Here is a 21,907-nt window from a genome sequence, read left to right as displayed (position 1 = left end):
CACGAGAGGCCCAGCCCATGCTTCCTGCTGCCGCCGCCACCTCCATGCCGGCCGCCGCCGCGGCGCCCGGCGCCCAGCCGCTGCTGGACGTCAACGGCATAGAGGTCATCTACAACCAGGTGATCCTGGTGCTCAAGGGCGTCTCGCTGCGCGTGGACGAGGGCGCCATCGTGGCGCTGCTGGGCGCCAACGGCGCGGGCAAGACCACCACGCTGCGCGCCGTCTCCAATTTGCTGCGCGGCGAGCGCGGCGAGGTGACCAAGGGCGCCATCACGCTGCGCGAGCAGCGCATCGAGGCGCTCTCGCCGGCGGAGCTGGTGCGCCGCGGCGTGGTGCAGGTGATGGAGGGGCGACACTGCTTCGCCCACCTCACCATCGAGGAGAACCTGCTCACCGGCGCCTACACGCGCACCGACGGCAAGGCGGCCGTCGCGCGCACGCTGGAAAAGGTCTACGACTACTTCCCGCGCCTGAAGACGCGCCGCCACTCGCAGGCCGCCTACACCTCCGGCGGCGAGCAGCAGATGTGCGCCATCGGCCGCGCGCTGATGTCCGAGCCGCGCATGGTGCTGCTGGACGAGCCGTCCATGGGCCTGGCGCCGCAGATCGTGGAGGAGGTGTTCTCCATCGTCCGCGACCTCAACCAGCGCGAGCGCGTGAGTTTTCTGCTGGCCGAGCAGAACACGCACATGGCGCTGACCTACGCCGACCACGGCTACATCCTCGAAAACGGCCGCGTGGTGATGGACGGCGCGGCGGCAGCGCTGCGCGAGAACGAGGACGTCAAGGAGTTCTATCTGGGCATGGGCGGCGGCGACCGCAAGAGCTTCAAGGACGTCAAGAGCTACAAGCGCCGCAAGCGCTGGCTGGCTTGATGCACCGGGGTAAAGCCATGAGCGACGACCTCTTCGCCCCACCGCCCTTCCATGCCGACGAGGGGCTGCAGCGTTTGAAACGCGAGTTGCGCGGCCTGGGGCTCACCGAGCGCGAAGGCCGCTTCGAGCGCCGCGGCCAGCCCATCGCCCGCGTGTGGCTCGACGGCGCGCAACTGCGGGCGGCCCGCGTGCGCCAGCCGGCGCGCAGCCCGCAATGGGTGGAAAAAAGCATTCAAGACCATGCCGCGCTGCGCGACTTCGTCGCCGAGCTTAAGCGCGAGCTCGCACGCTGGGGGGACCGTGATGACTGACTTCTACGACGCGCTGGAAACGCGCGAGCCGGCCGCGCGCGAGGCGGCCCTCCTGGCCGCGCTGCCCGGCGTGGTGGCGCAGGCCCAGGCGCACAGCAGCGCCGCGGCCGAGCTGCTGGCCGGCGTGGACGCGCGCGAGGTCACCAGCCGCGCGGCACTCGCGCAGTTGCCCGTGCTGCGCAAGTCCGAGCTGCTGCGCCGCCAGCGCGAGCGCCGCCATGGCGACCCCTTCGGCGGCCTGGCCACCGTGGGCTGGCGCGGGCTGGCGCGGCCGCAGGGTGCGCGGCGCGTGTTCCAGTCGCCCGGGCCGATCTACGAGCCCGAAGGCGAGGCGGCGGACTGGTGGCGCATGGCGCGGGCACTGTTCGCGGCAGGGTTCAGAAGCGGCGACCTGGTGCACAACAGCTTCAGCTACCACCTCACGCCGGCCGGGTCCATCATGGAAACCGGCGCGCACGCGCTGGGCTGCACCGTCTTTCCCGGCGGCGTGGGCAACACCGAGCTGCAGTTGCAGGCCATGGCCGAGCTGGGCCCGCACGGCTACGTCGGCACACCCAGCTTCTTGAAGATCCTGCTGGAGCGCGCGGCCGAGCAGCAGATCGCGCTGCCCAGCCTTGTAAAAGCGCTGGTCAGCGGCGAGGCCTGTCCGCCCTCTCTGCGCGCCTTCTTCGCCGAACACGGCGTGCAGGCCTTCCAGTGCTATGCCACGGCCGACCTGGGGCTCATCGCCTACGAGACCGCGGCGCGCGAGGGGCTGGTGGTGGATGAGGGCGTGATCGTGGAAATCGTCCAGCCCGGGGGCAGCGAGCCCGTGGCGCCGGGCGACATCGGCGAGGTCGTCGTCACCACCCTCAACCCGGACTACCCGCTCATACGCTTTGGCACCGGCGACCTCTCCGCCGTGCTGCCGGGCGAATGCCCAAGCGGGCGCACCAACGTGCGGCTGCGCGGCTGGCTGGGCCGCGCGGACCAGGCCACCAAGGTGCGCGGCATGTTCGTCCACCCGGGGCAGTTGGCGCAGGTGGCGCAGCGCCACCCGGGGCTTGGGCGGCTGCGGCTGGTGGTCAGCGGCGAGCCCGCGGCCGAGCGGCTGCTGCTGCGCGTGGAAATACCGCAGGCGCAGGCACCGGCCGGAGAGTTGGCGCAGCAGCTTGCGGCCAGCGTGAGGGAAGTCACGAAGCTGCGCGCCGAAGTGGAACTCTGCGCACCGGGCAGCCTCCCAGACGACGGCAAAGTCATTGAGGACGGCCGCCGTTACGAGTAACGGTTCTTAAGTCCTCGGAGCACCTGGCCGATACGCAGCCCAGCCCGCTTGGCGGCACCCGCCGCCGCGGATAGCCTGCAGTTCCACCTTGAGGTAGTCCCGATGAAAAAAATCCTGTTCGCCACCGCGGCGCTGGTCGCCGCTTCTGCCGCGCTGGCGGAGTACCCGGAGAAGCCCATCACCATCATCGTGCCCTTCTCCGCGGGCGGGCCGACCGACAAGGTGGCGCGCGACCTGGCCGAGGCGCTGCGCGTGCCGCTCAAGGCCACCATCGTCATCGAGAACGTGGGCGGTGCCGGCGGCACGCTGGGCACGGCCAAGGTGGCCAAGGCTGCGCCGGACGGCTACACGCTGCTGCTGCACCACATCGGCATCGCCACCGCGCCCGCGCTGTACCGCAGCCTGAGCTTCAAGCCGCTGGAGGACTTCGAGTACCTGGGCCTCATCAACGAAGTGCCCATGACCGTCATCGGCAAGCCCGGGCTGCCGGCCAACAACTGGGGCGAGCTCACCAAGTGGCTCAAGGACAACCAGGGCAAGGTCAACCTGGCGCACGCGGGCCTGGGTGCGGCCTCGCACCTGTGCGGGCTGCTGTTCCAGCAAAGCCTGAAGATGGAAATGACCACCGTGCCCTACAAGGGCACCGGCCCGGCCATGACCGACCTCATGGGCGGCCAGGTGGACCTGATGTGCGACCAGACCACCAACACCACCGCGCAGATCGCCAGCGGCAAGGTGAAGGCCTACGCCGTGACCACGCCCAAGCGGCTGGCCACGCCCGCGCTGGCCAAGCTGCCCACGCTGGACGAGTCCGGCCTCAAGGGCTTCAACGTCAGCATCTGGCACGGGCTGTACGCGCCCAAGGGCACGCCCAAGGCCGTGGCGGACAAGCTCAACACCGCGCTCAAGACGGCGCTCAAGGACCCGGGCTTCGTCAAGCGCGAGGAGGAGCTGGGCGCCGTCGTCGTGAGCGACGCGCGCACCGGCCCGGCCGAGCACAAGAAGTTCGTGGGCGACGAGATCGCCAAGTGGGGGCCGGTCATCAAGGCGGCCGGGCAGTACGCGGACTGATCCCCGCCTACGCGTCTCCCATGAGCAAAGCCGCCCGCGGGCGGCTTTTTCACGTCCGCTTCAGGGACGTTCCTCGTCAGGCGATGTGCATGGGAATGGTCACCGGCCCGTCGTTGACCAGTTCCACCTGCATGTCCGCGCCGAAGATGCCGGCGGCCACCTGCGGGTGCCGTTCACGCGCGAGCTGCAGCACGCGCTCGTAGAGCTGCCGGCCCAGCTCGGCCGGTGCCGCGCCGGTAAAGCTCGGCCGGTTGCCGCCGCTGGTGTCGGCCGCCAGCGTGAACTGCGAAACGATGAGCAGGCCGCCGCCCACGTCCTGCACGCTGCGGTTCATCTTGCCGGCCTCGTCGCTGAACACGCGCAGCTTCAGCAGCTTGTCCACCAGCTTCACGGCCTGCGCCTCGCCGTCCGCGGGTTGGGCGCACACCAGCACCAGCAGGCCCTGGGCGATCTCGCCCACGGTGTCGCCGGCCACCTGCACGCGGGCGCGGCGCACGCGCTGAATCAACGCGATCACGAAGCCACGCTCCTTTGCTCGTCCATCACGTCCTGCGCCTCCACGTCGCTGGACAGCAGCTGGATGCTGGCGCGCAGGCCCGGCACGGCGTCCATGAGGGCGCGCTCCACGTCGCCGCGCATGGCCGCGGCGCGGCCCAGGGGCCACTCGGCCGGCAGGTGCAGGTGCAGGTCCACGAAGCGGCGCTGGCCGGCGCGTCGCGTGGCCACGTGGTCGAAGCGCACCTGCGGGCTGCGGAAACGCTGCAGCGTCGCGTCGATGCGGGCTTGGTCCTGCGGGTCCAGCGCGTGGTCCATCAGCCCGTCGGCCGAACGCCTCAGGAGCGACAGCGCCTCGCGCACGATGTTCAGCGCCACGCCTATGGCCAGCACCGGGTCCAGCCACAGCCAGCCGGTGAAGTGCACGGCGATGAGGCCGCCCACCACGCCGGCGGAGGTCCACACGTCGGTGAAGAGGTGGCGTGCATCGGCCTCCAGCGCCATGGAGCGGTGCTCGCGCGCCTTGCGCAGCATGGCCCAGGCCAGCACGCCGTTGAGCACGGAGCTGACCACGGACAGCAGCACGCCCGCGCCCAGCCCTTCCAGCTGCTGCGGGTGCAGCAGCCGCTGCACGGCGGCGTAGACAATGGCCAGCGCCGCCACGAGGATGAGCACGCCCTCGAAGCCGCTGGAGAAGTACTCGGCCTTGTGGTGGCCGTAAGGGTGTTCCTCGTCCGGCGGCTGCGCGGCCAGCGTGACCATGGCCAGCGCGAAGCTGGCGCCGGCCAGGTTGACCAGCGACTCCAGTGCGTCCGACAGCAGGCCCACCGAGCCGGTGAACCACCATGCCAGCGTCTTCAGGGCGATGGTGACCACCGCCACGCCCACCGAAATCTTCAGATAGCTGCTGACCTGCATGGCGTGATTCTCAGCGTGCGCGCGCGCCGGCCGCGGGACGCTGCGGGTTTCATGCGCGCCCGCGGCTCACGGCAAACGCACGGCCTCCGGGCTTTGTGGCTTGGGGCTGCCTTCTTGGAGCCGTCTCAAGCCAGCGTGACGCGGGCGAACTTGCGCTTGCCCACCTGCAGGACGAAGGTGCCGGCGTCCAGCTTCAGGCCCTTGTCGCTCACGACGTTGCCGTCCACGCGCACGCCGCCCTGCTCGACCATGCGCATGGCCTCGCTGCCGGAGGCCACGAGGTTGGCCTGCTTGAGCAGCGCACCAATGCCCAGCGGGGCGCCGGAAAGGGTGACTTCCGGGACGTCGTCCGGAATGCCGCCGCGCGCGCGGTTGTTGAAGTCGGCTTCGGCGGCCTCGGCCGCGGCGGCCGAATGGAAGCGCGTGGTGATCTCCTTGGCCAGCAGCACCTTGGCGTCCTTCGGATTGCGCCCGCCCTCCACTTGCGCCTTGAGCGTCGCGATCTCCGCTTCGGAACGGAAGCTCAGCAACTGGAAATACTTCCACATCAGCGTGTCGCTGATGGACAGCAGCTTGGCGAACATGGCGTTGGCCGGCTCGCTGATGCCGATGTAGTTGCCCTTGCTCTTGGACATCTTCTCGACGCCGTCCAGGCCTTCGAGCAGCGGCATGGTCAGGATGCACTGGGGCTCCTGGCCGTACTCGGCCTGCAGCGCGCGGCCCACGAGCAGGTTGAACTTCTGGTCGGTGCCGCCGAGCTCCAGGTCGGACTTCAGCGCCACGGAGTCGTAGCCCTGCATCAGCGGATACAGGAACTCGTGCACGCTGATGGGCGTGCCGGCCTTGAAGCGCTCGGCGAAGTCGTTGCGCTCCATCATGCGCGCCACGGTGTAGCGGGCGGCCAGTTGGATCATGCCGCGCGCACCCAGCGCGTCGCACCACTCGGAGTTGTATCGAATCTCGGTGCGCGCCGGGTCCAGCACCAGGCTGGCCTGCTTGTAATAAGTCTGCGCGTTGGTCTCGATCTGCTCGCGCGTGAGCGGTGGGCGCGTGGTGTTCCGGCCGGACGGGTCGCCGATGGTCGAGGTGAAGTCGCCGATCAGGAAGATGACCTGGTGCCCCAGGTCCTGGAGCTGGCGCAACTTGTTCAGCACCACGGTGTGGCCGAGGTGGATGTCCGGCGCCGTCGGGTCCAGGCCCAGCTTGATGCGCAGCGGCACGCCCGTGGCCTGGGAGCGCGCCAACTTGGCCGTCCACTCGGGTTGGGGCAACAACTCCTCACACCCTCGCAGCGTCACGGCCAGCGCGGCGCGCACTTCTTCCGTCACCGGGTAAGTCGGGGTTGCCGGGGGCGTGGCAGGCGTCACGTTTTCTGACATGGCACTATGAATTGCAAGATTTTTGAATGTAAGTGCCCGTCACGCGGTGGTTATACTCCGCGCCGTTGCCTCAAGTCGGCAACTCTAGACGTACAACTTGCAGACGAAGTCGCAATTCTAGCGATTAGCTCTGTAGGTTTTCTCAGACACCTGCAGCCAGTCTCATTTCCGTGCTGCAAACTTAGCGGGCGCCTGCCCGGCATTGAAGTTCAGATGACGGAATGGCTCTCCCGCGCGGCCGAGGACGCGCACAAATTTGCTCAACGACACCCGCGTGCCATGGCCGCGGGCGTGCTCGTTTCGCTGGCGGGTTTCGCCGCGACGGCGTTCGGTGTGGCCTCGCCCACCGCGCCGGGCACTGAAATTCCTCAACAGACCGTCAGCGAGGCCGTGCAGCCTCTGCCCGTGCACGAGCAGCTCGAAGCGCTGGCCGACCACCGCCTGGAGCTCTATCGCAGCACCGAGGGCCGCCGCAACGACACGGCCGACAGCCTGTTGACCCGCTTGGGCGTGAGCGACGCGTCGGCGCGCAATTTCCTGCACCGCAATCGTGACCTGCGCGACCTGCTGGACGCACGGGTGCCGCGCCTGTTCCGCGCCCTGGCCGACGAGAGCGGCCGCCTGTCGGAGCTGGTGGCACGCATGCCCGCGCCGCGCAAGGAGCTGCTGGAGACGCACTTCACCCGCGTGGTGATGCGCCGCGACGACAAGGGTGGCTGGCGCGTGACGCGCGAGCTGGCCAAGCTGGAGTCGCAGGTGCGCATGGGCAGCGGCACGGTGAGCGGCTCGCTCTTCGCCGCCACCGACGACGCCGGGCTGCCGGACGCCATCGCCTCGCAGCTCTCCAAGATGTTCTCGGACGAGGTGGACTTCCACCGCGAGATCAAGAAGGGCGACACCTTCAGCGTCGTCTACGAGACGCTGACCGCCGACGGCGAGCCCATCAACTGGAACGAGGGCGCGGGCCACCTGCTGGCGGCCGAGTACGTCAACGACGGCCAGACTTACCAGGGCATGTGGGTGCGCGATGCCAGCGGCCGCGGCGCCTACGTGGGCCTGGACGGCAAGCCCAAGCACCGCAGCTTCCTGGCCAGCCCCATGGAGTTCTCGCGCGTGACCTCGGGCTTTGCCATGCGCATGCACCCCATCCTGCAGACCATGCGCGCCCACCAGGGCGTGGACTATGGCGCGCCCGTGGGCACGGCGGTGCGCACGGTGGGCGACGGCACGGTGAGCTACGCCGGCTGGCAGAACGGCTACGGCAACGTGGTGGAAATCCAGCACCCGGAGAACCGCAGCACGCTGTACGCGCACCTGAGCCGCATCGACGTGCGCAAGGGCGAGCATGTCACCCAGGGCGACCGCGTGGGCGCCGTGGGCGCCACGGGCTGGGCCACGGGCCCGCACCTGCACTTCGAATTCCGCATCAACGGCGTCTACCAGGACCCGCTGCAGGTGGCCAAGGCCACGCAGAGCAACATGCCGCCGGTGTCGCGCGCCGAGATGCAGCAACTCGCCAGCGCCGCGCGCACGCAGATCGCCGCCGCGCGCAGCGTGGGCGCCGTCAACGACGAGTGAGCGATACCGCGTTGGGTGCCGCCGCGCCGGCGCTCTACATCGGCTTGATGTCCGGCACCTCGCTGGACGGAGTCGATGGCGTGCTGGTGGATTTCTCCGCCCAATCTTCGGGCGCCGCATTGTGCGTGCTGGCGCACACCCACAGCCCGCTGCCGCCCGCCTTGCGCGCCGAGGCCCTGGCCCTCAACCGCAGCGGCGCGGATGAGCTGCACCGCTCGGCGCTGGCAGCCAACGCGCTGTCCGTGCTGGAAGCCGAGGTCGTGCGCACCTTGCTGGCGCAGGCCGACCTGTCTCCCGCCGCCGTGCGCGCCATAGGCGCCCACGGCCTGACGCTGCGCCACCAGCCGGGCCTGCACGACGGCCTGGGCTACACGCTGCAGATGCACAACGGCGCCCTGCTGGCCGAGCTCACCGGCCTGGACGTGGTCTGCGACTTCCGCACCCGCGACGTGGCTGCCGGCGGCCAGGGCGCGCCGCTGGTGTGCGCGTTCCACCAGGCGCTGTTCGCACAGCCCGGCGCCGACGTGGCCGTGCTCAATTTGGGCGGCCAGTCCAACGTCACGCTGTTGCGCAGCGGCGGCGGCATCCTGGGTTTCGACTGCGGCCCGGCCAATGCGCTGCTGGACGGCTGGTGCGAACGGCACTTGGGCCATGCCTTTGACGACGCCGGCCGTTGGGCCGCCGGCGGCCAGGCCGATGCCGCGCTGCTGGGCGCCCTGCTGAACGAACCCTTCTTCACCCGCCGCCCGCCCAAGAGCACGGGCCGCGACGATTTCAACCTCGCCTGGCTGGACGCCAAGCTGGCCGCCCTGCCCGCGTCCCTGGCGCCGCAGGACGTGCAGGCCACGCTCTCGGCCTTCGTCGCCCGCACCGTGGCGGACGCGCTGCGGCTGGACGCCCCGGCCACGCGCGAGCTGCTGGTGGCCGGCGGCGGCGCGTTCAACCTGGATCTGCTGCAGCGGCTGCGCGCCCTGCTGCCCGGCGTGGCCGTGCTCACGACCGGCGATCGCGGCCTGGACGTGAGTCACGTCGAGGCCACGGCCTTCGCCTGGCTGGCGCAGGCCCACGTGCAGCGCCTGGCCGGCAACCGGGTGGAAGTCACCGGTGCGCGCGGCCCCCGCGTGTTGGGCGCGCTGTACCCAGCCTGAAGCCGGCGTCACGCATCACCGGAGCTGCCCGCGTTTCACGCACCCACGAAAAAGCCGCCCTTGGGCGGCTTTGTCTTGTGCGGAAGGCGGGACGCTTCAGGCCGAGAAGCTGGAGCCGCAGCCGCAGGTGGTGGTGGCGTTGGGGTTCTTGATGACGAACTGGGCGCCCTGGAGGTCTTCCTTGTAGTCGATCTCGGCGCCCATCAGGTATTGCAGGCTCATGGCGTCGATCAGCAGCGTGACGCCGTTCTTCTGCATCTGGGTGTCGTCCTCGTTGACCAGCTCGTCGAAGGTGAAGCCGTACTGGAAGCCTGAGCAGCCGCCGCCTTGGACGAACACGCGCAGCTTGAGGTCGGGGTTGCCTTCCTCGGCCACCAGGTCAGCCACCTTGGCCGCGGCACTGTCGGTGAAGACGATGGGTGCGGGCATGCCGTCGGTGGTGAGATCGGTGCTTTGCTCGGCGACTGCGCTCATGCGGGACTCTCCTGGAAAATTTGAAACGGAACGCATGGGAATTGTCCCCGATGCGCCCGGCCGGCCATGGCAACAGCGTCAATTCAACCGTGCCAAAAAAGGCCAAATCGGCGCCACGCGCAAACGTGCACGCCGCAAACAGCAAAGGCCGCCCGTGTGAACGGAAGCGGCCTTGGCGGGCGTGTACATCGCAGGGCACGCCGCCCTGGCGCCGCGTGCGGCCTGAAAACAGGCCCCGCGCGGCGGCTGGGTCGCGATCAGCGCTTGCTGAACTGCTTGCGACGGCGGGCGCCGTGCAGGCCGACCTTCTTACGCTCGACTTCACGCGCGTCACGCGTGACGAAGCCGGCGCGGCTCAGCTCGGGCTTGAGCGTCGCGTCGTAGTCGATCAGGGCACGGGTGATGCCGTGGCGCACGGCGCCGGCCTGGCCGGATTCGCCACCGCCTTCGACGTTGACCTTGATGTCAAACGCTTCGCCGTTGTTCGTCAGCATCAGGGGCTGCTTGACGATCATGATCGACGTCTGACGGCCGAAATACTGGTCGACGGGCTTGCCGTTGACCAGGATCTGGCCCGTGCCGCGCTTGATGAACACGCGGGCCACCGACGATTTGCGGCGGCCGGTGCCGTAGTTCCATTCTCCGATCATCACCGCTCCTTAGATCTCGAGGACCTTGGGTTGCTGGGCGGTGTGCGGGTGCGAGGCACCACCGTACACCTTCAGCTTCTTGACCATGGCGTAACCCAGGGGACCCTTGGGCAGCATGCCCTTGACGGCCTTTTCCAGGGCGCGGCCAGGATGCTTGGCCTGCATGTCCTTGAACTTCGTGGCGTAGATGCCGCCAGGGAAGCCCGAGTGACGGTAGTACACCTTGTCGTTGGCCTTGTTGCCGGTCACGCGCAGCTTGTCTGCGTTGACGACGACGATGAAGTCACCGGTGTCCACGTGGGGCGTGTAGATGGCCTTGTGCTTGCCGCGCAGACGGAGTGCCACTTCGCTGGCGACACGTCCGAGCACCTTATCGGTGGCGTCAATCACAAACCACTCGTGCACGACTTCGGCCGGCTTGGCGCTGAAGGTCTTCATGAGGGGGTCTTTCGGTTGGGGATCACCCAAAAAACGCTGGGCGATCCGGTGACGGCTGCTTGCGTTGCGCTCGGCCCCGGTGTCGCCGGTTGCCCGATCGACCTCAAAACTCATGCTCCACGCCGCTCGATGAGTAGCGGCAAAGCAGGCGCAACTTCCCCGCCGTTGACAGGAAAGCCCGCGAGTATAGCGCGATCCTTGGCACCGTGGGGAATGTGCAAGCCTCACGGAAGCTGACACTCCCCGTAAGTTTGGGCAAGGGTTTTCCCGAGGATCGGCTAATATCGCGCCTTCTGTATCGGGGAAACCCGGAGTCATCGTATGTCTGCCAGTCCGTCCCAGCCGATCCAACGCCCTGCCGGTGCCCTGCGCCCGGCCTGGGTGCCGATCCGCTCGCTGGCGGTGCGGCACCGGCCGCTGATCGTGGCGCACCTGCTGGCGCTCTCCGACAACGACCGCTACCTGCGCTTCGGCTATGCCGCGTCGGACGAGCAGGTGCGCCGCTATGTGGACGGCATCGACTTCGGCCGCGACGAGGTGGTGGGCATCTTTGACGAGGCGCTGGAGCTGGTGGCCATGGCGCACCTGGCCTACATCGCCGGCCATGACGGCGGCGCGCCCATGGCGGAGTTCGGCGTTTCGGTATCGACGCGCGCGCGGGGCCGCGGCTGGGGCAGCCGGCTGTTCGACCGCGCCGTGCTACACGCGCGCAACTGGGGCGCCGAGATGATGATCATCCACGCCCTCACCGAGAACACGCCCATGCTGCGCATCGCGCGCAAGGCCGGCGCCCGCATCGAACGCGAAGGCGGCGAGGCCCAGGCCCTGCTGCGGCTGCCGGCGGAGGACGCCAAGTCGCGCATGGACGCCCTGGTGGCCCAGCAGGCCGGCGAGTTCGACTACCAGGTGAAGCTGCAGGCCCTTCGCGTGCAGCAGTGGTGGCGCATGATGCTGCGCCGCACCTCGGCCACGAACTGAGCGCCGGCGCCCGTCAGGCGCACGTTCGAACGCACCCCACTTGCCGGCGCCGCCGGCATTTCTTTTTGCGCCGGCTCTCCCCGCTTTCCCGCTTGGCCCTGCCGGCTGGAGCCCCCCAGGGCGGGGGCTAGCATGTGCGCATGCCTCATTACGCCGCACTGCGACCCGAATCCGTACTCGACGCCGTGGCCGCCGCCGGCCTGGACCCCGACGGCCGGCTGCTGCAACTCAACTCCTACGAGAACCGCGTCTTCCAGGTCTTCCTGGAGGACGGCTCGGTGGTCGTGGCCAAGTTCTACCGCCCCCAGCGCTGGAGCGACGCGCAAATCCTGGAAGAGCACGCCTTCGCCCTGGCACTGGCCGCGGCCGACGTGCCGGTGGTGGCACCCCTGGCACTGGTGCCCCGCGACGAGGGCGCCATCACGCTGCAGGGCGAGCCGCCCACGCTGGCGCAGATCACGCTGGAGGGCGAGCCCTTTCGCTACAGCATCAGCCCGCGCCGCGCCGGCCGCGCCCCCGACCTGGAAGACCCCATGGTGCTGCAGTGGCTGGGCCGCTTCCTGGGCCGGCTGCACGCCGTGGGCGCGGAGTCCGGCTTCAAGCACCGCCGCACCCTGGACGTGGCCACCTTTGGCGAAGCCGCGCGCGAGCGCCTCCTAGCAGGCGACTTCATCCCGCCGGACCAGTTGCCCGCCTGGCGCAGCACCTGCGACGCAGCGCTGTCCGCCGTGCGCGAAGTCTTCGCCAGCGTGGGCGCCGTGCGCCGGCTGCGGCTGCATGGCGACTGCCACCCCGGCAACATCCTGTGGCGCGACGAAGGCCCGCACGTGGTGGACCTGGACGACGCCTGCACCGGCCCCGCGGTGCAGGACCTGTGGATGCTGCTCTCCGGCGAGCCCCAGGCCATGGCGGCGCAGATGCACCAGATCCTGCAGGGCTACCGACTCTTCATGCCCTTCGATGCGCGCGAGCTGGCGCTGATCGAGCCGCTGCGCACGCTGCGCATGATCCACCACAGCGCCTGGCTGGCCGAGCGCTGGAGCGACCCGGCCTTCCCCGCCGCCTTTCCCTTCTTCGGCACCGGGGCCTACTGGTCGCAGCAGACCTCGCAATTGCGCGAGCAACTGGCGGCCATGGCGGAGCCGCCGCTGCAGCTGTACTGAGGCTGGCGAACCGCTTGTAGGAGGCCCGCCAGCGGGCCTCCTACAAGGCTTGCGTCGGCCGTGATCAGGGACACGTGCAAACAAAACGGGCCGCATGCGCGGCCCGCTTCTCAGGAACAGGACCGCTCAGGCGGCCCCGTCAACTCACGCGCTCAGCAGCCGCGTCACGCGCTGCACGTGCTCGGCCGGGTTGTCGAGCTGGCCGCCTTCGGCCAGCCAGGCCTGGTCGAACAGCAGGTGCGCCAGATCCTCGAAGCGCGCCTCGTCGCTTTGCAGCTTCTTCACCAGCGCGTGCTCGGCGTTGACCTCCAGGATGGGCTGCGACTTCGGAGCCTGCTGGCCGGCCTGCTTGAGCAGCCGGGCCAGGTGCGCGCTCATGTCGCCCTCTTCCACCACGATGCACGCGGGCGACTCCACCAGGCGCGTGGTCACGCGCACGTCCTTGGCGCGGTCCTTGAGCGTCTCCTTGAGCTTGTCCAGCACGGGCTTGAAGGTTTCAGCCGCCTCTTCGGCGTGCTTCTTCTCTTCCTCGCCCTGCAGCTTGCCCAGGTCCACCGCGCCCTTGGCCACGCTTTGCAGCGGCTTGCCGTCGAATTCGTACAGGTGCGAGAGCATCCACTCGTCCACCCGGTCCGACAGCAGCAGCACCTCGATGCCCTTCTTGCGGAAGATCTCCAGCTGCGGGCTGTTCTTGGCGGCGGCCAGCGTCTCGGCGGTGATGTAGTAAATGGCCTCCTGGCCTTCCTTCATGCGCGAGACGTAGTCGGCGAAGCTCACGTCCGTGTCGGCATGCGTGGAGGCGAAGCGCAGCAGCTTGGCCAGGCGCTCCTGGTTGGCCTGGTCCTCACCGACGCCTTCCTTGATCACGGCGCCGAACTGCTCCCAGAACTTGGCGTACTGCTCCTTCTGGTTCTCGGCCAGGTCTTCCAGCATGGACAGCACGCGCTTGGTCGAGCCCTCGCGGATGGCCTTCACGTCGCGGCTTTCCTGCAGCAGCTCGCGGCTGACGTTGAGCGGCAGGTCGGCCGAGTCGATCACGCCCTTGACGAAGCGCAGGTACACCGGCATCAGCGCCTCGGCGTCGTCCATGATGAACACGCGCTTGACGTAGAGCTTCACGCCGCCGCGCTTGTCGCGGTTCCACAGGTCGAACGGCGCCTTGCCCGGGATGTAGAGCAGCTGCGTGTACTCGGTGCGGCCCTCGACGCGGTTGTGCGTGTAGGCCAGCGGCGGCTCGCTGTCGTAGCTGAGCTGCTTGTAGAACTCCTTGTACTCGGCGTCGGTCACGTCGCTCTTGCTGCGCGCCCACAGCGCGGCGGCCTTGTTGACCGTCTCCCACTCGTCGGTGACGACCTGCGCGCTCTTCTCCGCGTCCCACACCTCCTTGCGCATGAGGATGGGCAGCGAGATGTGGTCGGAGTACTTGCCGACGATGGACTTCAGCCGCCAGGCCGAGAGGAACTCCTCCTCGCCCTCGCGCAGGTGCAGCGTCACGTCCGTGCCGCGGCCGGCCTTGGTGATGGTTTCCACCTCGAACTCGCCGGCCCCCTCGCTGGTCCAGCGCACGCCTTCCTCGGCGCTCAGCCCGGCGCGGCGCGATTCCACGGTGATGCGGTCCGCGACGATGAAGCCGGAATAAAAACCCACGCCGAACTGGCCGATGAGCGAGGCGTCCTTCTTCTGGTCGCCTTCCAGGCGGGCCATGAACTCGCGCGTGCCGCTCTTGGCGATGGTGCCCAGGTGGGCCGTGGCCTCCTCGGCGCTCATGCCGATGCCGTTGTCGCTGATGGTGATGGTGCGCGCCTCGGCGTCGAAGCTCAGCCGCACTTCCAGGTTGGGCTGGTCGCCGTACAGCGCGTTGTTGTTCAGCGCCTCGAAGCGCAGCTTGTCGCAGGCATCAGAGGCGTTGGAAACCAGCTCGCGGAGAAAGATCTCCTTGTTCGAGTACAGCGAGTGCGTGACGAGGTGCAGGATCTGCTTGACCTCGGCCTGGAACGAAAGCGTCTGTTTTTGCATGGTCTTGTGATGAGGGTCCACCCGCTCCAGCGCGGGGCGGCCCCTCAGATGGGGCCTTCCTCCCAAGCTTCAAGAGGGGCGCCCACAAATCACTTCAGGTCCGACACGGTAGGCGCGTCCTGCATGCGCTGCAGCCCGCCCAACGCCAGGCCCAGCGCGAAGCTGCCGTAGACCATGAGCAGGCTCTTGTCGCTCATGCGGTGCTGGAAGCCGGGCGTGAGGCGCTCCGGGACGAGCTTCAGATCCACCACCGCCGCCAGCGCCGCGACGCCCGCGGCGTCCACCACCGCGCCGGTGAAGGTGCGGCGGCGCCGGCGCGCCTGCAGCGTTTCGTACAGGCCGGCCCACAGCATGGCCGAGGCGGTGTGCACGGCCGCGCCCACCAGGGTGTGCTTGGCGGAAACGTCCTCGCGCTGCAGGGATTCCTCGCCGTGCACCAAGTGCGCCGGGGCGTTCACCGCGGCGACGGCGCTGCCGCTGTCCTTCTTGCTGCCCACCGCCATGGTGCCGCCGGAAAGCGCCGCGGCCAGCAGGCCGTCCTTGATCGCGCGTTGCGCCGTGTTCATCAGGAATCGGGATGTCAGGCCCATGGAAGCCACCTCTGTCTTGATTGGGGAATGCTGATTGCCAAAACGGCTGGCCCAACTCGGCAAGCGCCGTTCCCCGGGCTCAACCCAGATCCACAGGAATGAAAGTGCTGCTCACCGGCGCCAGCGGCTTCATGGGCAGCCGGCTGCGCCAGGCCCTGCTGGAGGCGGGGCACCACGTCGTCGCCGTCGCGCGCCACGCCCGGCCTTCCGCGTCCGAGCCCGCACGGCTGCAGTGGCTCGCACTGGACTTCACCCAAGCCACCACGCCCGCGCAGTGGCTGGCGCACCTGCAGGGCGTGGATGCGGTGGTCAACGCCGTGGGCATCTTCCGCGAGTCGGGTTCGCAGACGTTCGACGCCCTGCACCACCGCGCCCCCGCCGCGCTGTTCCAGGCTTGCGCCCAGGCCGGCGTGCGCCGCGTCATCCAGATTTCGGCTTTGGGCGTGCAGGCCGGCGCCACCGCCTACCAGCGCAGCAAGCACGCCGCGGACGAGGCGTTGCTGTCCCTGCCGCTGGACGCCACGGTCGTGCAGCCCTCGCTGGTGTTCGGCGAGGACGGGCCCAGCGCCCGCTTCTTCCTCTCGCTGGCCAGCCTGCCGCTGCTGGCCTTGCCGCGCAGCGGCCCGCTGCAGCCCGTGCACGTGGACGACGCCGTCGCCGCCGTGGTGGCCCTGCTGCGCGCCCCCGTCGCGCGATGGAGCGGACGCCGCGTGCCCTTGGTCGGCCCGCAGCCGCTGCCGCTCGCCGAGTACCTGCAGGCGCTGCGCGCCGCGCAAGGCCTGCCGCGCGCGCCCGTGCTGCGCGTGCCCGCCCCCTTGGGCGCCCTGGGCGCGCGCGTGGCCGGCGCCTTGGGCAGCACGCTGCTGGACGCCGACAGTTGGGACATGCTGCAACAGGGCAACGCCGCGCCGGCCGACGGCATCACCGCGCTGCTGGGCCGCGCGCCGCGCCCGCCGCGCGACTTCATCCCCCGCGGCCGTGCCGACGCGGCCCGCGCCCACGCGCGGCTGGCCTGGACGCTGCCGCTGCTGCGGCTGTCGCTGGCGCTGGTGTGGCTGATCACGGCCGTGGTGTCCTTCGGCCTGTACCCGGTGCAGAAAAGCTATGAACTGCTCGGCCGCACCGGCGTGCCGCCCGCGCTGCAGCCGCTCATGCTCTACGGCGCCTGCGGCCTGGATTTGCTGCTGGGCGTGCTCACGGTGTGGCCGCTGCGCCCGCGCGCGCGGCGCCGGCTGTGGGCGGCGCAGGCGCTGCTCATCGCCTTCTACACGGTGCTGATCACCTGGCGGCTGCCGGAATTCTGGCTGCACCCCTACGGGCCGCTGAGCAAGAACCTGCCCATCCTGGCCGCGCTGGCGCTGCTGGCAGCGCTGGAGCCCGGCGATCCGCGCGACAGGCCGCCCCCACCCGCCCCTGAGGCCCGCTGATGGAATACCTCGTCGCCAAGTGGCTGCACATCCTCTCCAGCACGCTGCTGTTCGGCACCGGGCTGGGATCGGCCTACTACATGTTCTTCACCAGCCTCACGCGCGACGCACGCGCCGCCGCCGTGGTGGTGCGCTACGTGGTGCTGGCGGACTGGCTGTTCACCACCACCACCATCGTCTTCCAGCCCCTGAGCGGCTGGTACATGGCGCACCTGGCCGGCATCCCGCTCACCACGCCGTGGATCTTCTGGACCCTGGTGCTGTACGTCCTGGCCGGCGCCTGCTGGCTGCCGGTGGTGTGGATCCAGATCCGCATGCGCGCCCTGGCCCAGGCCGCGGCCACGCACAACCAGCCCCTGCCGCCGCGCTATTTCCAACTGCTCAAGATCTGGACGGCGCTGGGCGTGCCGGCCTTCCTGGCCATGGTGGCCGTCTTCTACCTGATGGTGGCCAAGCCGACGTGAACGCGGCTCACGCCGCCGCGTAGTCCTCGCGCACGTAGTAGTCGCCGGTGTTGTCGGTGGAGGCGAAGTGGCGGGCGCGGTCGGCGTCACGGACGACGTTGAACTTCACGTCCTCGTGCCGCGCAAACATCACCACCGTGTCGCCGCCTCGCAGGTGCAGCAGCACGTCGCCGTTGACCAGCGGCTCGGCCAGCAGCACGTGGGCGCCGGACAGCCGCTCGCACATGGCGCGCCGGCGCGCGTTCTGGAACCGCTGGTCGTGCAGCGCATCGGTGCGCTTGGCGGGCTGCAGCTCGTCCTCGGCGCGGAACAGCGCCTGTTCGATCTGGCGCTGCCAGTCGCGCAGCACGTCGCGGCGGAAAGCCGCGGGCATGTCCGCCAGGCGGGCCATGTCGATTTCGCCTTGACCGGTTTCCCAGTCCACGTGCAGGGCAGGCATGTCCATCGCGCGCGCTCTTTTCCAAAAAACTACATCGGAGCGCACAGTCTGCCGCCGGCAGCGGCAGGTCAATTGAAGCAACAAGCGCCCACGAAGGGCGCTGTTCAGGGGTTCAAGGGCGCCGGCGGCCGCACGATCAGTGCAGCAGCGGGCGAGGCGTATGCGGGTCCTGCAGCGGCGCGTCGCCCGGGGGCGGGTCGTCGATTTCGCGCGGGGGCTCGTCTGGTTCCGGCTCCTCGGCCGGCCGCGCCGGCCCGCGCGGCGGGGCGTCGGGCGGCGGCGTCACGGGCAGCTCGCCCAACCGCCAGGACAAGGCGGCAATGGTTTCGGCATTCATGTTTCGCTCCGGACAGAAGGCGGGCGCGCATTCTTGCAAGCCACTTGCCCGCTGCACAGGCCAACCATGACCTATGCAAGAACCGGCGCCAGCAGTTCTTGCCAGCCCCGTCCTTCACTGCTCCCGGCTTTGCCGACCCCCGGCAAAAAACACCGGGCGCTGCAGTCCGGCCGCACTGCCGCGCACGCCAAAAAAGCGCATCAGACGGAAATTCACCCTTCTGCCAACGCGCCGAATGGCGATCGAGAACAGGGGGCTGGATATGGGCACGTGCTGTGCTCTATAAGTGTTCAGCCCCGGGCGCAAACACCGTCGCTGCCAGTCTCCCTCCCCTCCTTCCCCAATATGGCGGCTTCGGGCCCGGGGTCCTTTTCGGACCCCTCCCTTCTCCCTCTCCCTCCCTTTTTCCCCTCCCTTTTCTCCCCCCTTTCCCTCCCCCGGCTTTCCTGAGTTGAATCCACGTCCGCCTGCTGGCCAGGCCGGGGGCGCAGCAGCCTACTTGGGCCGCGGATGCTTCAAAGCCGCTCCCGGCACCGACAGCCGCCCCGCGCGCAGGTCGTCTATGCCCTGCGCCAACGCCCGCGCCACGTTGCGCACCTCCTCCTGCACGGCGGTGTCGGCGTCCAGGCTGTCGTGGCTGGTGGCGTAGGGCTCCCAGTAGCCGATGAAGCGGTCCAGCCGCGCCTCGGGGCCCACGGCAATCAAGCCCATCCAGTCCAGCCAGTCCGCCAGCGCGCGGCGCACGCCCTCGATGCCGGCCACGTCGCCATGGACCACCAGCCCATAGGCGCGCCCGTCCAGGTGCTTGGGATAAGGCCAGCCCTCCAGCTCCAGCGCCTTGGCCTTGGCCGGGTCCTTGCCGCCGGTGCTGGTCGGGTCCGGGTTGCCGCCGTCGGCGCACACCAGGCGGTCGATCATCAGCTTCAACGGGCTGGTGGCCTGGTACCAGTGCACCGGCGTGACGATCAGCACCCCGTGCGCCGCTACCCAGCGCTCATAAATCTCGGCCATCCAGTCGCCCACTTGGCCCAGCGAGTGGTTCGGGTAGCACGAGCATGGCCAGTGGCACAGCGGCATGGCGGTGGAGACGCAGGCCTTGCACGGATGAATCTTGAGCCCGGGTTGCGAGGTCATCAGGCTCAGGTCCAGCAGGTCCGGCTGCACCCCGGCGGCCGACAGCACCTCGCTGGCCAGCAGCGTCAGGCGGTGCGTCTTGGACTGCTCGCCCGGACAGGTGCCGTCGTTGCGCGGCGAGGCGCAGATCAGCAGCACCCGCGACGGCGCCGCCCCATCGCGCTGCCGCGCCTGCGCGGCGTGCAGCCGCTCGCGCGTGGCCCGCCACTCGTCCGACAGCTCGTAGGCGGGATCGGCGAAACCCGGCCCCGCCGGCGAGGACAGCGGCGCCTTGCGCCCTTCCTGGTAGGCCTGCCAGGCGATCTCCTCCAGCCGCGCGATGGCCGCGTCCTCGGCGCGGAACGCCGGATCGAAGAAGTTGTGCCGGAAGCGCTCGCCGAAAGCGGCCCGCTCCAGCATGGGCGGCGTCTGCCCCTTGCGCACTTCGGTCATGGCCTGCACCTCCAGGAAAAGCCTGGGGCTCACGACGGCAAGGCCTATTCCCGGCGGAGGGCGGGCAGGCCCGCGCGGCATGGAGCTTGCCGAAGCACACCCATGGCAACCGCATTCCGCATCGGCCGCGCCGGCCGCTGGCTGCTGGGCGCGCTGGCGTTCATCGTCCTGGCCCTGGCCTTGTGCGAAGCGCTGGGCTGGCGCTTCCTGCGCGACCCGCTGCAAAGCCGCCTGTCCACCGCGCTGCAGCGCGAGGTGCGCTGCGGGCCCGCGTTCCGCTTGCACCTGCTGGGCTCGGTGCGCCTGGCGTGCAGCGAAATTTTCCTGGGCTCGCCCGCGGGCCAGCCCGTGCTGCTGGACGAGCAGAAAAACCCCCGCCCCCTGCTGCATGCCACCGACGTGCGCGTGGCCGTCCCCTACGCCTCGCTGTTCGCGCTGCGCCGCGGCGAAGGCCTGGAGGCCGTGGACATCACCGCCCTCACCGTGCAGACGCTGGAGGCCAACCTGGCCCAAGCCGAGGACGGCCGCGCCAATTTCAAGTTCGGCCCGCCCAAACCGCCCAAGCCGGACACCGCGGAAAAGGAGCCCATCCCGCTGCCCCGCTTCGGCGAGCTGCAGGTGCGCCAGGGCCGGCTGCGCATGGAGGACGCGCAACACGACCTCAGCGTGGACGGCCAGCTCAGCACCGACGAGGGCAGCGCCGGCGGCGCCAACGCCGGGCTGCGCGCTGAGGCCACGGGCCGCTGGCGCAACCAGCCGCTGCAGGCCCGCCTGGAAGCCGGCGGCGTGCTGCCCTTGGTCGGCGGCGCCAACGCGCAGCCCGTGCCCGTGAAACTGCACGTGGAAGCGGCGCAAACCCTGGTGGACCTGGACGGCCGCGTGGCCGACCTCATGTCGCTGCGCGCGCTGGAGGCCGACTTCCATCTCAAGGGCGCGTCGCTGGCGGGCGCGGGCGGCTTCCTGAGCCTCACGCTGCCCACCACGGGCCCCTTCGAGATGCGGGGCAAGGTCAGCAAGCAGGAAGCGCTGTGGCATGCCGCCGTCGCCTCCTTCACCGTGGGCACCAGCCGCCTGCACGGCGACTTCGACTTCGACACCGGTGTCAAACCGCCGCGCCTGGCCGGCACCCTGGCCGGCGAGCGGCTGGCGCTGTCGGACCTGGCGCCGGCCCTGGGCAGCGCGGCCCAGGGCTCAGGCGCGCCCACGCCGCGGCCCAAGGGCACGCCGCACCAGCGCGTGCTGCCGGACAAGGAATTCGACCTGCCCTCCTTGGGCGCCATGCAGGCCGACGTGCGCGTGGACCTCGCCAACGCCGACCTGGGCACGGGCGCGCTGGAGGACTTCAAGCCGCTGCAGGGCCGCATCCTGCTCAAGGACCGCGTGCTCACGCTGCAGGACCTCGTGGCCCGCACGGCCGGCGGCGAGATGCGCGGCGCCATCGCGCTGGACTCGCGGCCCAAGCAGCCGCTGTGGAAGGCCGACCTGCGCTGGTCCGACGTGCAGCTGGAGCGCTTCGTCAAGCCGCGCAATCCCACCGCCGCCGAGCACCGCGGCGGCGAGCAGCCCGCGCCGGGCTACGTCAGCGGCATCTTGGGCGGGCAGGCCAAGCTGCAGGGCGCCGGCCGCTCCACCGCCGCCATGCTGGGCTCGCTGGACGGCGGCATGGACCTGTGGATACGCAAGGGCACGCTGTCGCACCTGGTCATGGAAGCGCTGGGCCTGGACCTGGCGCAAGCCTTGGGCGTGGCGCTCTCAGGGGACAAGCGGCTGCCGCTCAACTGCGCCCTGGTGCGCGTGCAGGTGCAGGACGGCCTGGTGCGCCCGCAGGCCGCCGTGTTCGACACCAGCGACTCCACCATCGTGGCCGACGGCGAAATCTCGCTGGCCCAGGAGCGCCTGGCCCTCACCGTGGCCGCACGGCCCAAGGACTTCTCGCCGCTGACGCTGCGCTCGCCCGTGCACATAGAAGGCACTTTCGCGCAGCCCAACGTGCGGCTGGAAAAGGGGCGCCTGGCGCTGAAGCTGGGCGCCGCCGCGGCGCTGGCCATGGTCAACCCGCTGGCCGCCGTGCTGCCGCTCATGGACATGGGCGAAAAGGACAAGGCCGGCTGCCAGCAGGCGCTGCAAAAGCTTCAGCGCTGACGCGGCGGCGCGCCGCCTCCCCCCGTATCCCTACGCAGCCCCCATCAGGAACCCGCTGGTGCCTCAGGGAAGCCCCGCCCCTTTCGGGGAGGAGGCTCCCTGCCCGTGGCGTCGGCGCCACACCAACCCTGGGAACAGGGCTTGCCGGATTCCCGGGACTGACAGGCTTTCCCCGCCGCGTTTC

At 69.8% G+C, this 21,907-nt stretch carries 22 protein-coding genes; 11 read left to right on the top strand and 11 right to left on the bottom strand.

The window, feature by feature from the left end; all coding sequences use genetic code 11:
* Positions 1 to 44: 44 nt before the first annotated feature.
* The 4 genes from SM757_RS02250 (at position 45) to SM757_RS02235 (ending at position 3,521) form a co-directional block, all read left to right on the top strand.
* Positions 45 to 875 carry an ABC transporter ATP-binding protein gene (locus SM757_RS02250; protein WP_066332265.1) on the top strand — a complete coding sequence of 277 codons (831 nt, stop codon included), beginning with the start codon at positions 45 to 47 and terminating at the stop codon, positions 873 to 875.
* Between the two features lie 17 nt (positions 876 to 892).
* Positions 893 to 1,186, top strand: a complete 294-nt coding sequence (locus tag SM757_RS02245; protein WP_066332183.1) for a hypothetical protein — start codon at positions 893 to 895, stop codon at positions 1,184 to 1,186.
* Positions 1,179 to 2,450 carry a phenylacetate--CoA ligase family protein gene (locus SM757_RS02240; RefSeq protein WP_322464233.1) on the top strand — a complete coding sequence of 424 codons (1,272 nt, stop codon included), beginning with the start codon at positions 1,179 to 1,181 and terminating at the stop codon, positions 2,448 to 2,450. Before SM757_RS02245 ends, SM757_RS02240 begins: the two co-directional genes overlap by 8 nt.
* Before the next feature lie 102 nt (positions 2,451 to 2,552).
* Positions 2,553 to 3,521 (top strand): tripartite tricarboxylate transporter substrate-binding protein, encoded by a 969-nt coding sequence (locus SM757_RS02235; protein WP_322464232.1) that lies wholly within the window; start codon positions 2,553 to 2,555, stop codon positions 3,519 to 3,521.
* Between the two features lie 76 nt (positions 3,522 to 3,597).
* On the opposite strand, the gene dtd is transcribed toward SM757_RS02235, so the two are convergent.
* The 3 genes from dtd to tyrS all read right to left on the bottom strand — a co-directional run bounded on the left by dtd (position 3,598) and on the right by tyrS (position 6,313).
* Positions 3,598 to 4,038, bottom strand: a complete 441-nt coding sequence (gene dtd, locus SM757_RS02230) for a D-aminoacyl-tRNA deacylase (RefSeq protein WP_322464231.1) — start codon at positions 4,036 to 4,038, stop codon at positions 3,598 to 3,600.
* A complete protein-coding gene (locus tag SM757_RS02225) occupies positions 4,035 to 4,934 on the bottom strand; it encodes a cation diffusion facilitator family transporter (protein WP_322464230.1) in 900 nt (299 codons plus the stop codon). Before SM757_RS02225 ends, dtd begins: the two co-directional genes overlap by 4 nt.
* 125 nt (positions 4,935 to 5,059) lie before the next feature.
* Positions 5,060 to 6,313, bottom strand: a complete 1,254-nt coding sequence (tyrS, locus tag SM757_RS02220) for a tyrosine--tRNA ligase (RefSeq protein ID WP_066332193.1) — start codon at positions 6,311 to 6,313, stop codon at positions 5,060 to 5,062.
* Positions 6,314 to 6,526: 213 nt separating this feature from the next.
* Here tyrS and SM757_RS02215 point away from each other — a divergent pair, with 213 nt between their 5' ends.
* Together SM757_RS02215 and SM757_RS02210 are read left to right on the top strand one after the other, a co-directional pair.
* On the top strand, positions 6,527 to 7,891 hold the full coding sequence (locus SM757_RS02215) for a M23 family metallopeptidase (RefSeq protein ID WP_066332195.1): 1,365 nt from the start codon (positions 6,527 to 6,529) through the stop codon (positions 7,889 to 7,891).
* On the top strand, positions 7,888 to 9,039 hold the full coding sequence (locus SM757_RS02210) for an anhydro-N-acetylmuramic acid kinase (RefSeq protein WP_407655730.1): 1,152 nt from the start codon (positions 7,888 to 7,890) through the stop codon (positions 9,037 to 9,039). The genes SM757_RS02215 and SM757_RS02210 overlap by 4 nt, the downstream gene beginning before the upstream one ends.
* A 96-nt stretch (positions 9,040 to 9,135) precedes the next feature.
* Here the strand turns inward: SM757_RS02210 and erpA are convergent, their stop codons facing one another.
* The 3 genes from erpA to rplM form a co-directional block, all read right to left on the bottom strand.
* Positions 9,136 to 9,513, bottom strand: coding sequence for an iron-sulfur cluster insertion protein ErpA (gene erpA / locus SM757_RS02205; RefSeq protein WP_066332197.1), 378 nt, complete (start codon positions 9,511 to 9,513; stop codon positions 9,136 to 9,138).
* Positions 9,514 to 9,770: 257 nt separating this feature from the next.
* Positions 9,771 to 10,163: a 30S ribosomal protein S9 gene (gene rpsI, locus SM757_RS02200; protein ID WP_066332199.1), complete on the bottom strand. Its 393-nt coding sequence runs from the start codon at positions 10,161 to 10,163 to the stop codon at positions 9,771 to 9,773.
* A 9-nt stretch (positions 10,164 to 10,172) separates the two neighbouring features.
* Positions 10,173 to 10,601 (bottom strand): 50S ribosomal protein L13, encoded by a 429-nt coding sequence (rplM, locus tag SM757_RS02195; RefSeq protein ID WP_066332201.1) that lies wholly within the window; start codon positions 10,599 to 10,601, stop codon positions 10,173 to 10,175.
* Positions 10,602 to 10,922: 321 nt separating this feature from the next.
* On the opposite strand from rplM, the gene SM757_RS02190 reads away from it, so the two are divergent.
* Together SM757_RS02190 and SM757_RS02185 are read left to right on the top strand one after the other, a co-directional pair.
* Positions 10,923 to 11,579 carry a GNAT family N-acetyltransferase gene (locus tag SM757_RS02190; RefSeq protein WP_322464229.1) on the top strand — a complete coding sequence of 219 codons (657 nt, stop codon included), beginning with the start codon at positions 10,923 to 10,925 and terminating at the stop codon, positions 11,577 to 11,579.
* A 140-nt stretch (positions 11,580 to 11,719) separates the two neighbouring features.
* Entirely contained in the window at positions 11,720 to 12,742 is a 1,023-nt protein-coding gene (locus tag SM757_RS02185) for a serine/threonine protein kinase (protein WP_322464228.1), read from the top strand.
* Positions 12,743 to 12,886: 144 nt separating this feature from the next.
* Here the strand turns inward: SM757_RS02185 and htpG are convergent, their stop codons facing one another.
* Both htpG and SM757_RS02175 read right to left on the bottom strand, forming a co-directional pair.
* Positions 12,887 to 14,758, bottom strand: coding sequence for a molecular chaperone HtpG (htpG, locus tag SM757_RS02180; RefSeq protein ID WP_066332207.1), 1,872 nt, complete (start codon positions 14,756 to 14,758; stop codon positions 12,887 to 12,889).
* Positions 14,759 to 14,847: 89 nt separating this feature from the next.
* Positions 14,848 to 15,348 (bottom strand): hypothetical protein, encoded by a 501-nt coding sequence (locus SM757_RS02175; RefSeq protein ID WP_322464227.1) that lies wholly within the window; start codon positions 15,346 to 15,348, stop codon positions 14,848 to 14,850.
* Between the two features lie 98 nt (positions 15,349 to 15,446).
* Here SM757_RS02175 and SM757_RS02170 point away from each other — a divergent pair, with 98 nt between their 5' ends.
* Both SM757_RS02170 and SM757_RS02165 read left to right on the top strand, forming a co-directional pair.
* Positions 15,447 to 16,775 (top strand): SDR family oxidoreductase, encoded by a 1,329-nt coding sequence (locus tag SM757_RS02170; protein ID WP_322464226.1) that lies wholly within the window; start codon positions 15,447 to 15,449, stop codon positions 16,773 to 16,775.
* Positions 16,775 to 17,239, top strand: coding sequence for a DUF2269 family protein (locus SM757_RS02165; protein ID WP_066332215.1), 465 nt, complete (start codon positions 16,775 to 16,777; stop codon positions 17,237 to 17,239). The genes SM757_RS02170 and SM757_RS02165 overlap by 1 nt, the downstream gene beginning before the upstream one ends.
* 7 nt (positions 17,240 to 17,246) lie before the next feature.
* Here SM757_RS02165 and SM757_RS02160 read toward each other — a convergent pair whose 3' ends face one another.
* From SM757_RS02160 to SM757_RS02150, 3 genes are all read right to left on the bottom strand, one after another.
* A complete protein-coding gene (locus tag SM757_RS02160; protein WP_066332216.1) occupies positions 17,247 to 17,684 on the bottom strand; it encodes a hypothetical protein in 438 nt (145 codons plus the stop codon).
* A gap of 130 nt (positions 17,685 to 17,814) precedes the next feature.
* Positions 17,815 to 18,015, bottom strand: a complete 201-nt coding sequence (locus SM757_RS02155; RefSeq protein ID WP_066332217.1) for a hypothetical protein — start codon at positions 18,013 to 18,015, stop codon at positions 17,815 to 17,817.
* Positions 18,016 to 18,510: 495 nt separating this feature from the next.
* On the bottom strand, positions 18,511 to 19,581 hold the full coding sequence (locus SM757_RS02150) for a flavodoxin family protein (RefSeq protein ID WP_322464364.1): 1,071 nt from the start codon (positions 19,579 to 19,581) through the stop codon (positions 18,511 to 18,513).
* A gap of 102 nt (positions 19,582 to 19,683) precedes the next feature.
* On the opposite strand from SM757_RS02150, the gene SM757_RS02145 reads away from it, so the two are divergent.
* Positions 19,684 to 21,723 carry an AsmA family protein gene (locus SM757_RS02145; protein ID WP_322464225.1) on the top strand — a complete coding sequence of 680 codons (2,040 nt, stop codon included), beginning with the start codon at positions 19,684 to 19,686 and terminating at the stop codon, positions 21,721 to 21,723.
* The last annotated feature ends 184 nt before the right edge of the window (positions 21,724 to 21,907 follow it).

Source organism: Azohydromonas lata (assembly GCF_034427735.1).
Taxonomy (GTDB): Bacteria; Pseudomonadota; Gammaproteobacteria; order Burkholderiales; family Burkholderiaceae_C; genus Azohydromonas; species Azohydromonas lata.
The sequence above is the reverse complement of the archived record's forward strand: the minus strand, read 5'-3'. Positions and strand labels throughout refer to the sequence as shown.

Coding starts and splice junctions, on each gene's coding strand:
- SM757_RS02245 (WP_066332183.1), top strand. CDS start 893: ATGAGCGACGACCTCTTCGCCCCACCGCCCTTCCATGCCGACGAGGGG.
- SM757_RS02170 (WP_322464226.1), top strand. CDS start 15,447: ATGAAAGTGCTGCTCACCGGCGCCAGCGGCTTCATGGGCAGCCGGCTG.
- SM757_RS02175 (WP_322464227.1), bottom strand. CDS start 15,348: ATGGGCCTGACATCCCGATTCCTGATGAACACGGCGCAACGCGCGATC.
- SM757_RS02215 (WP_066332195.1), top strand. CDS start 6,527: ATGACGGAATGGCTCTCCCGCGCGGCCGAGGACGCGCACAAATTTGCT.
- SM757_RS02190 (WP_322464229.1), top strand. CDS start 10,923: ATGTCTGCCAGTCCGTCCCAGCCGATCCAACGCCCTGCCGGTGCCCTG.
- SM757_RS02225 (WP_322464230.1), bottom strand. CDS start 4,934: ATGCAGGTCAGCAGCTATCTGAAGATTTCGGTGGGCGTGGCGGTGGTC.
- rpsI (WP_066332199.1), bottom strand. CDS start 10,163: ATGATCGGAGAATGGAACTACGGCACCGGCCGCCGCAAATCGTCGGTG.
- erpA (WP_066332197.1), bottom strand. CDS start 9,513: ATGAGCGCAGTCGCCGAGCAAAGCACCGATCTCACCACCGACGGCATG.
- SM757_RS02145 (WP_322464225.1), top strand. CDS start 19,684: ATGGCAACCGCATTCCGCATCGGCCGCGCCGGCCGCTGGCTGCTGGGC.
- SM757_RS02240 (WP_322464233.1), top strand. CDS start 1,179: ATGACTGACTTCTACGACGCGCTGGAAACGCGCGAGCCGGCCGCGCGC.
- SM757_RS02185 (WP_322464228.1), top strand. CDS start 11,720: ATGCCTCATTACGCCGCACTGCGACCCGAATCCGTACTCGACGCCGTG.
- SM757_RS02160 (WP_066332216.1), bottom strand. CDS start 17,684: ATGGACATGCCTGCCCTGCACGTGGACTGGGAAACCGGTCAAGGCGAA.
- SM757_RS02165 (WP_066332215.1), top strand. CDS start 16,775: ATGGAATACCTCGTCGCCAAGTGGCTGCACATCCTCTCCAGCACGCTG.
- htpG (WP_066332207.1), bottom strand. CDS start 14,758: ATGCAAAAACAGACGCTTTCGTTCCAGGCCGAGGTCAAGCAGATCCTG.
- SM757_RS02155 (WP_066332217.1), bottom strand. CDS start 18,015: ATGAATGCCGAAACCATTGCCGCCTTGTCCTGGCGGTTGGGCGAGCTG.
- tyrS (WP_066332193.1), bottom strand. CDS start 6,313: ATGTCAGAAAACGTGACGCCTGCCACGCCCCCGGCAACCCCGACTTAC.
- SM757_RS02250 (WP_066332265.1), top strand. CDS start 45: ATGCCGGCCGCCGCCGCGGCGCCCGGCGCCCAGCCGCTGCTGGACGTC.
- SM757_RS02150 (WP_322464364.1), bottom strand. CDS start 19,581: ATGACCGAAGTGCGCAAGGGGCAGACGCCGCCCATGCTGGAGCGGGCC.
- SM757_RS02235 (WP_322464232.1), top strand. CDS start 2,553: ATGAAAAAAATCCTGTTCGCCACCGCGGCGCTGGTCGCCGCTTCTGCC.
- rplM (WP_066332201.1), bottom strand. CDS start 10,601: ATGAAGACCTTCAGCGCCAAGCCGGCCGAAGTCGTGCACGAGTGGTTT.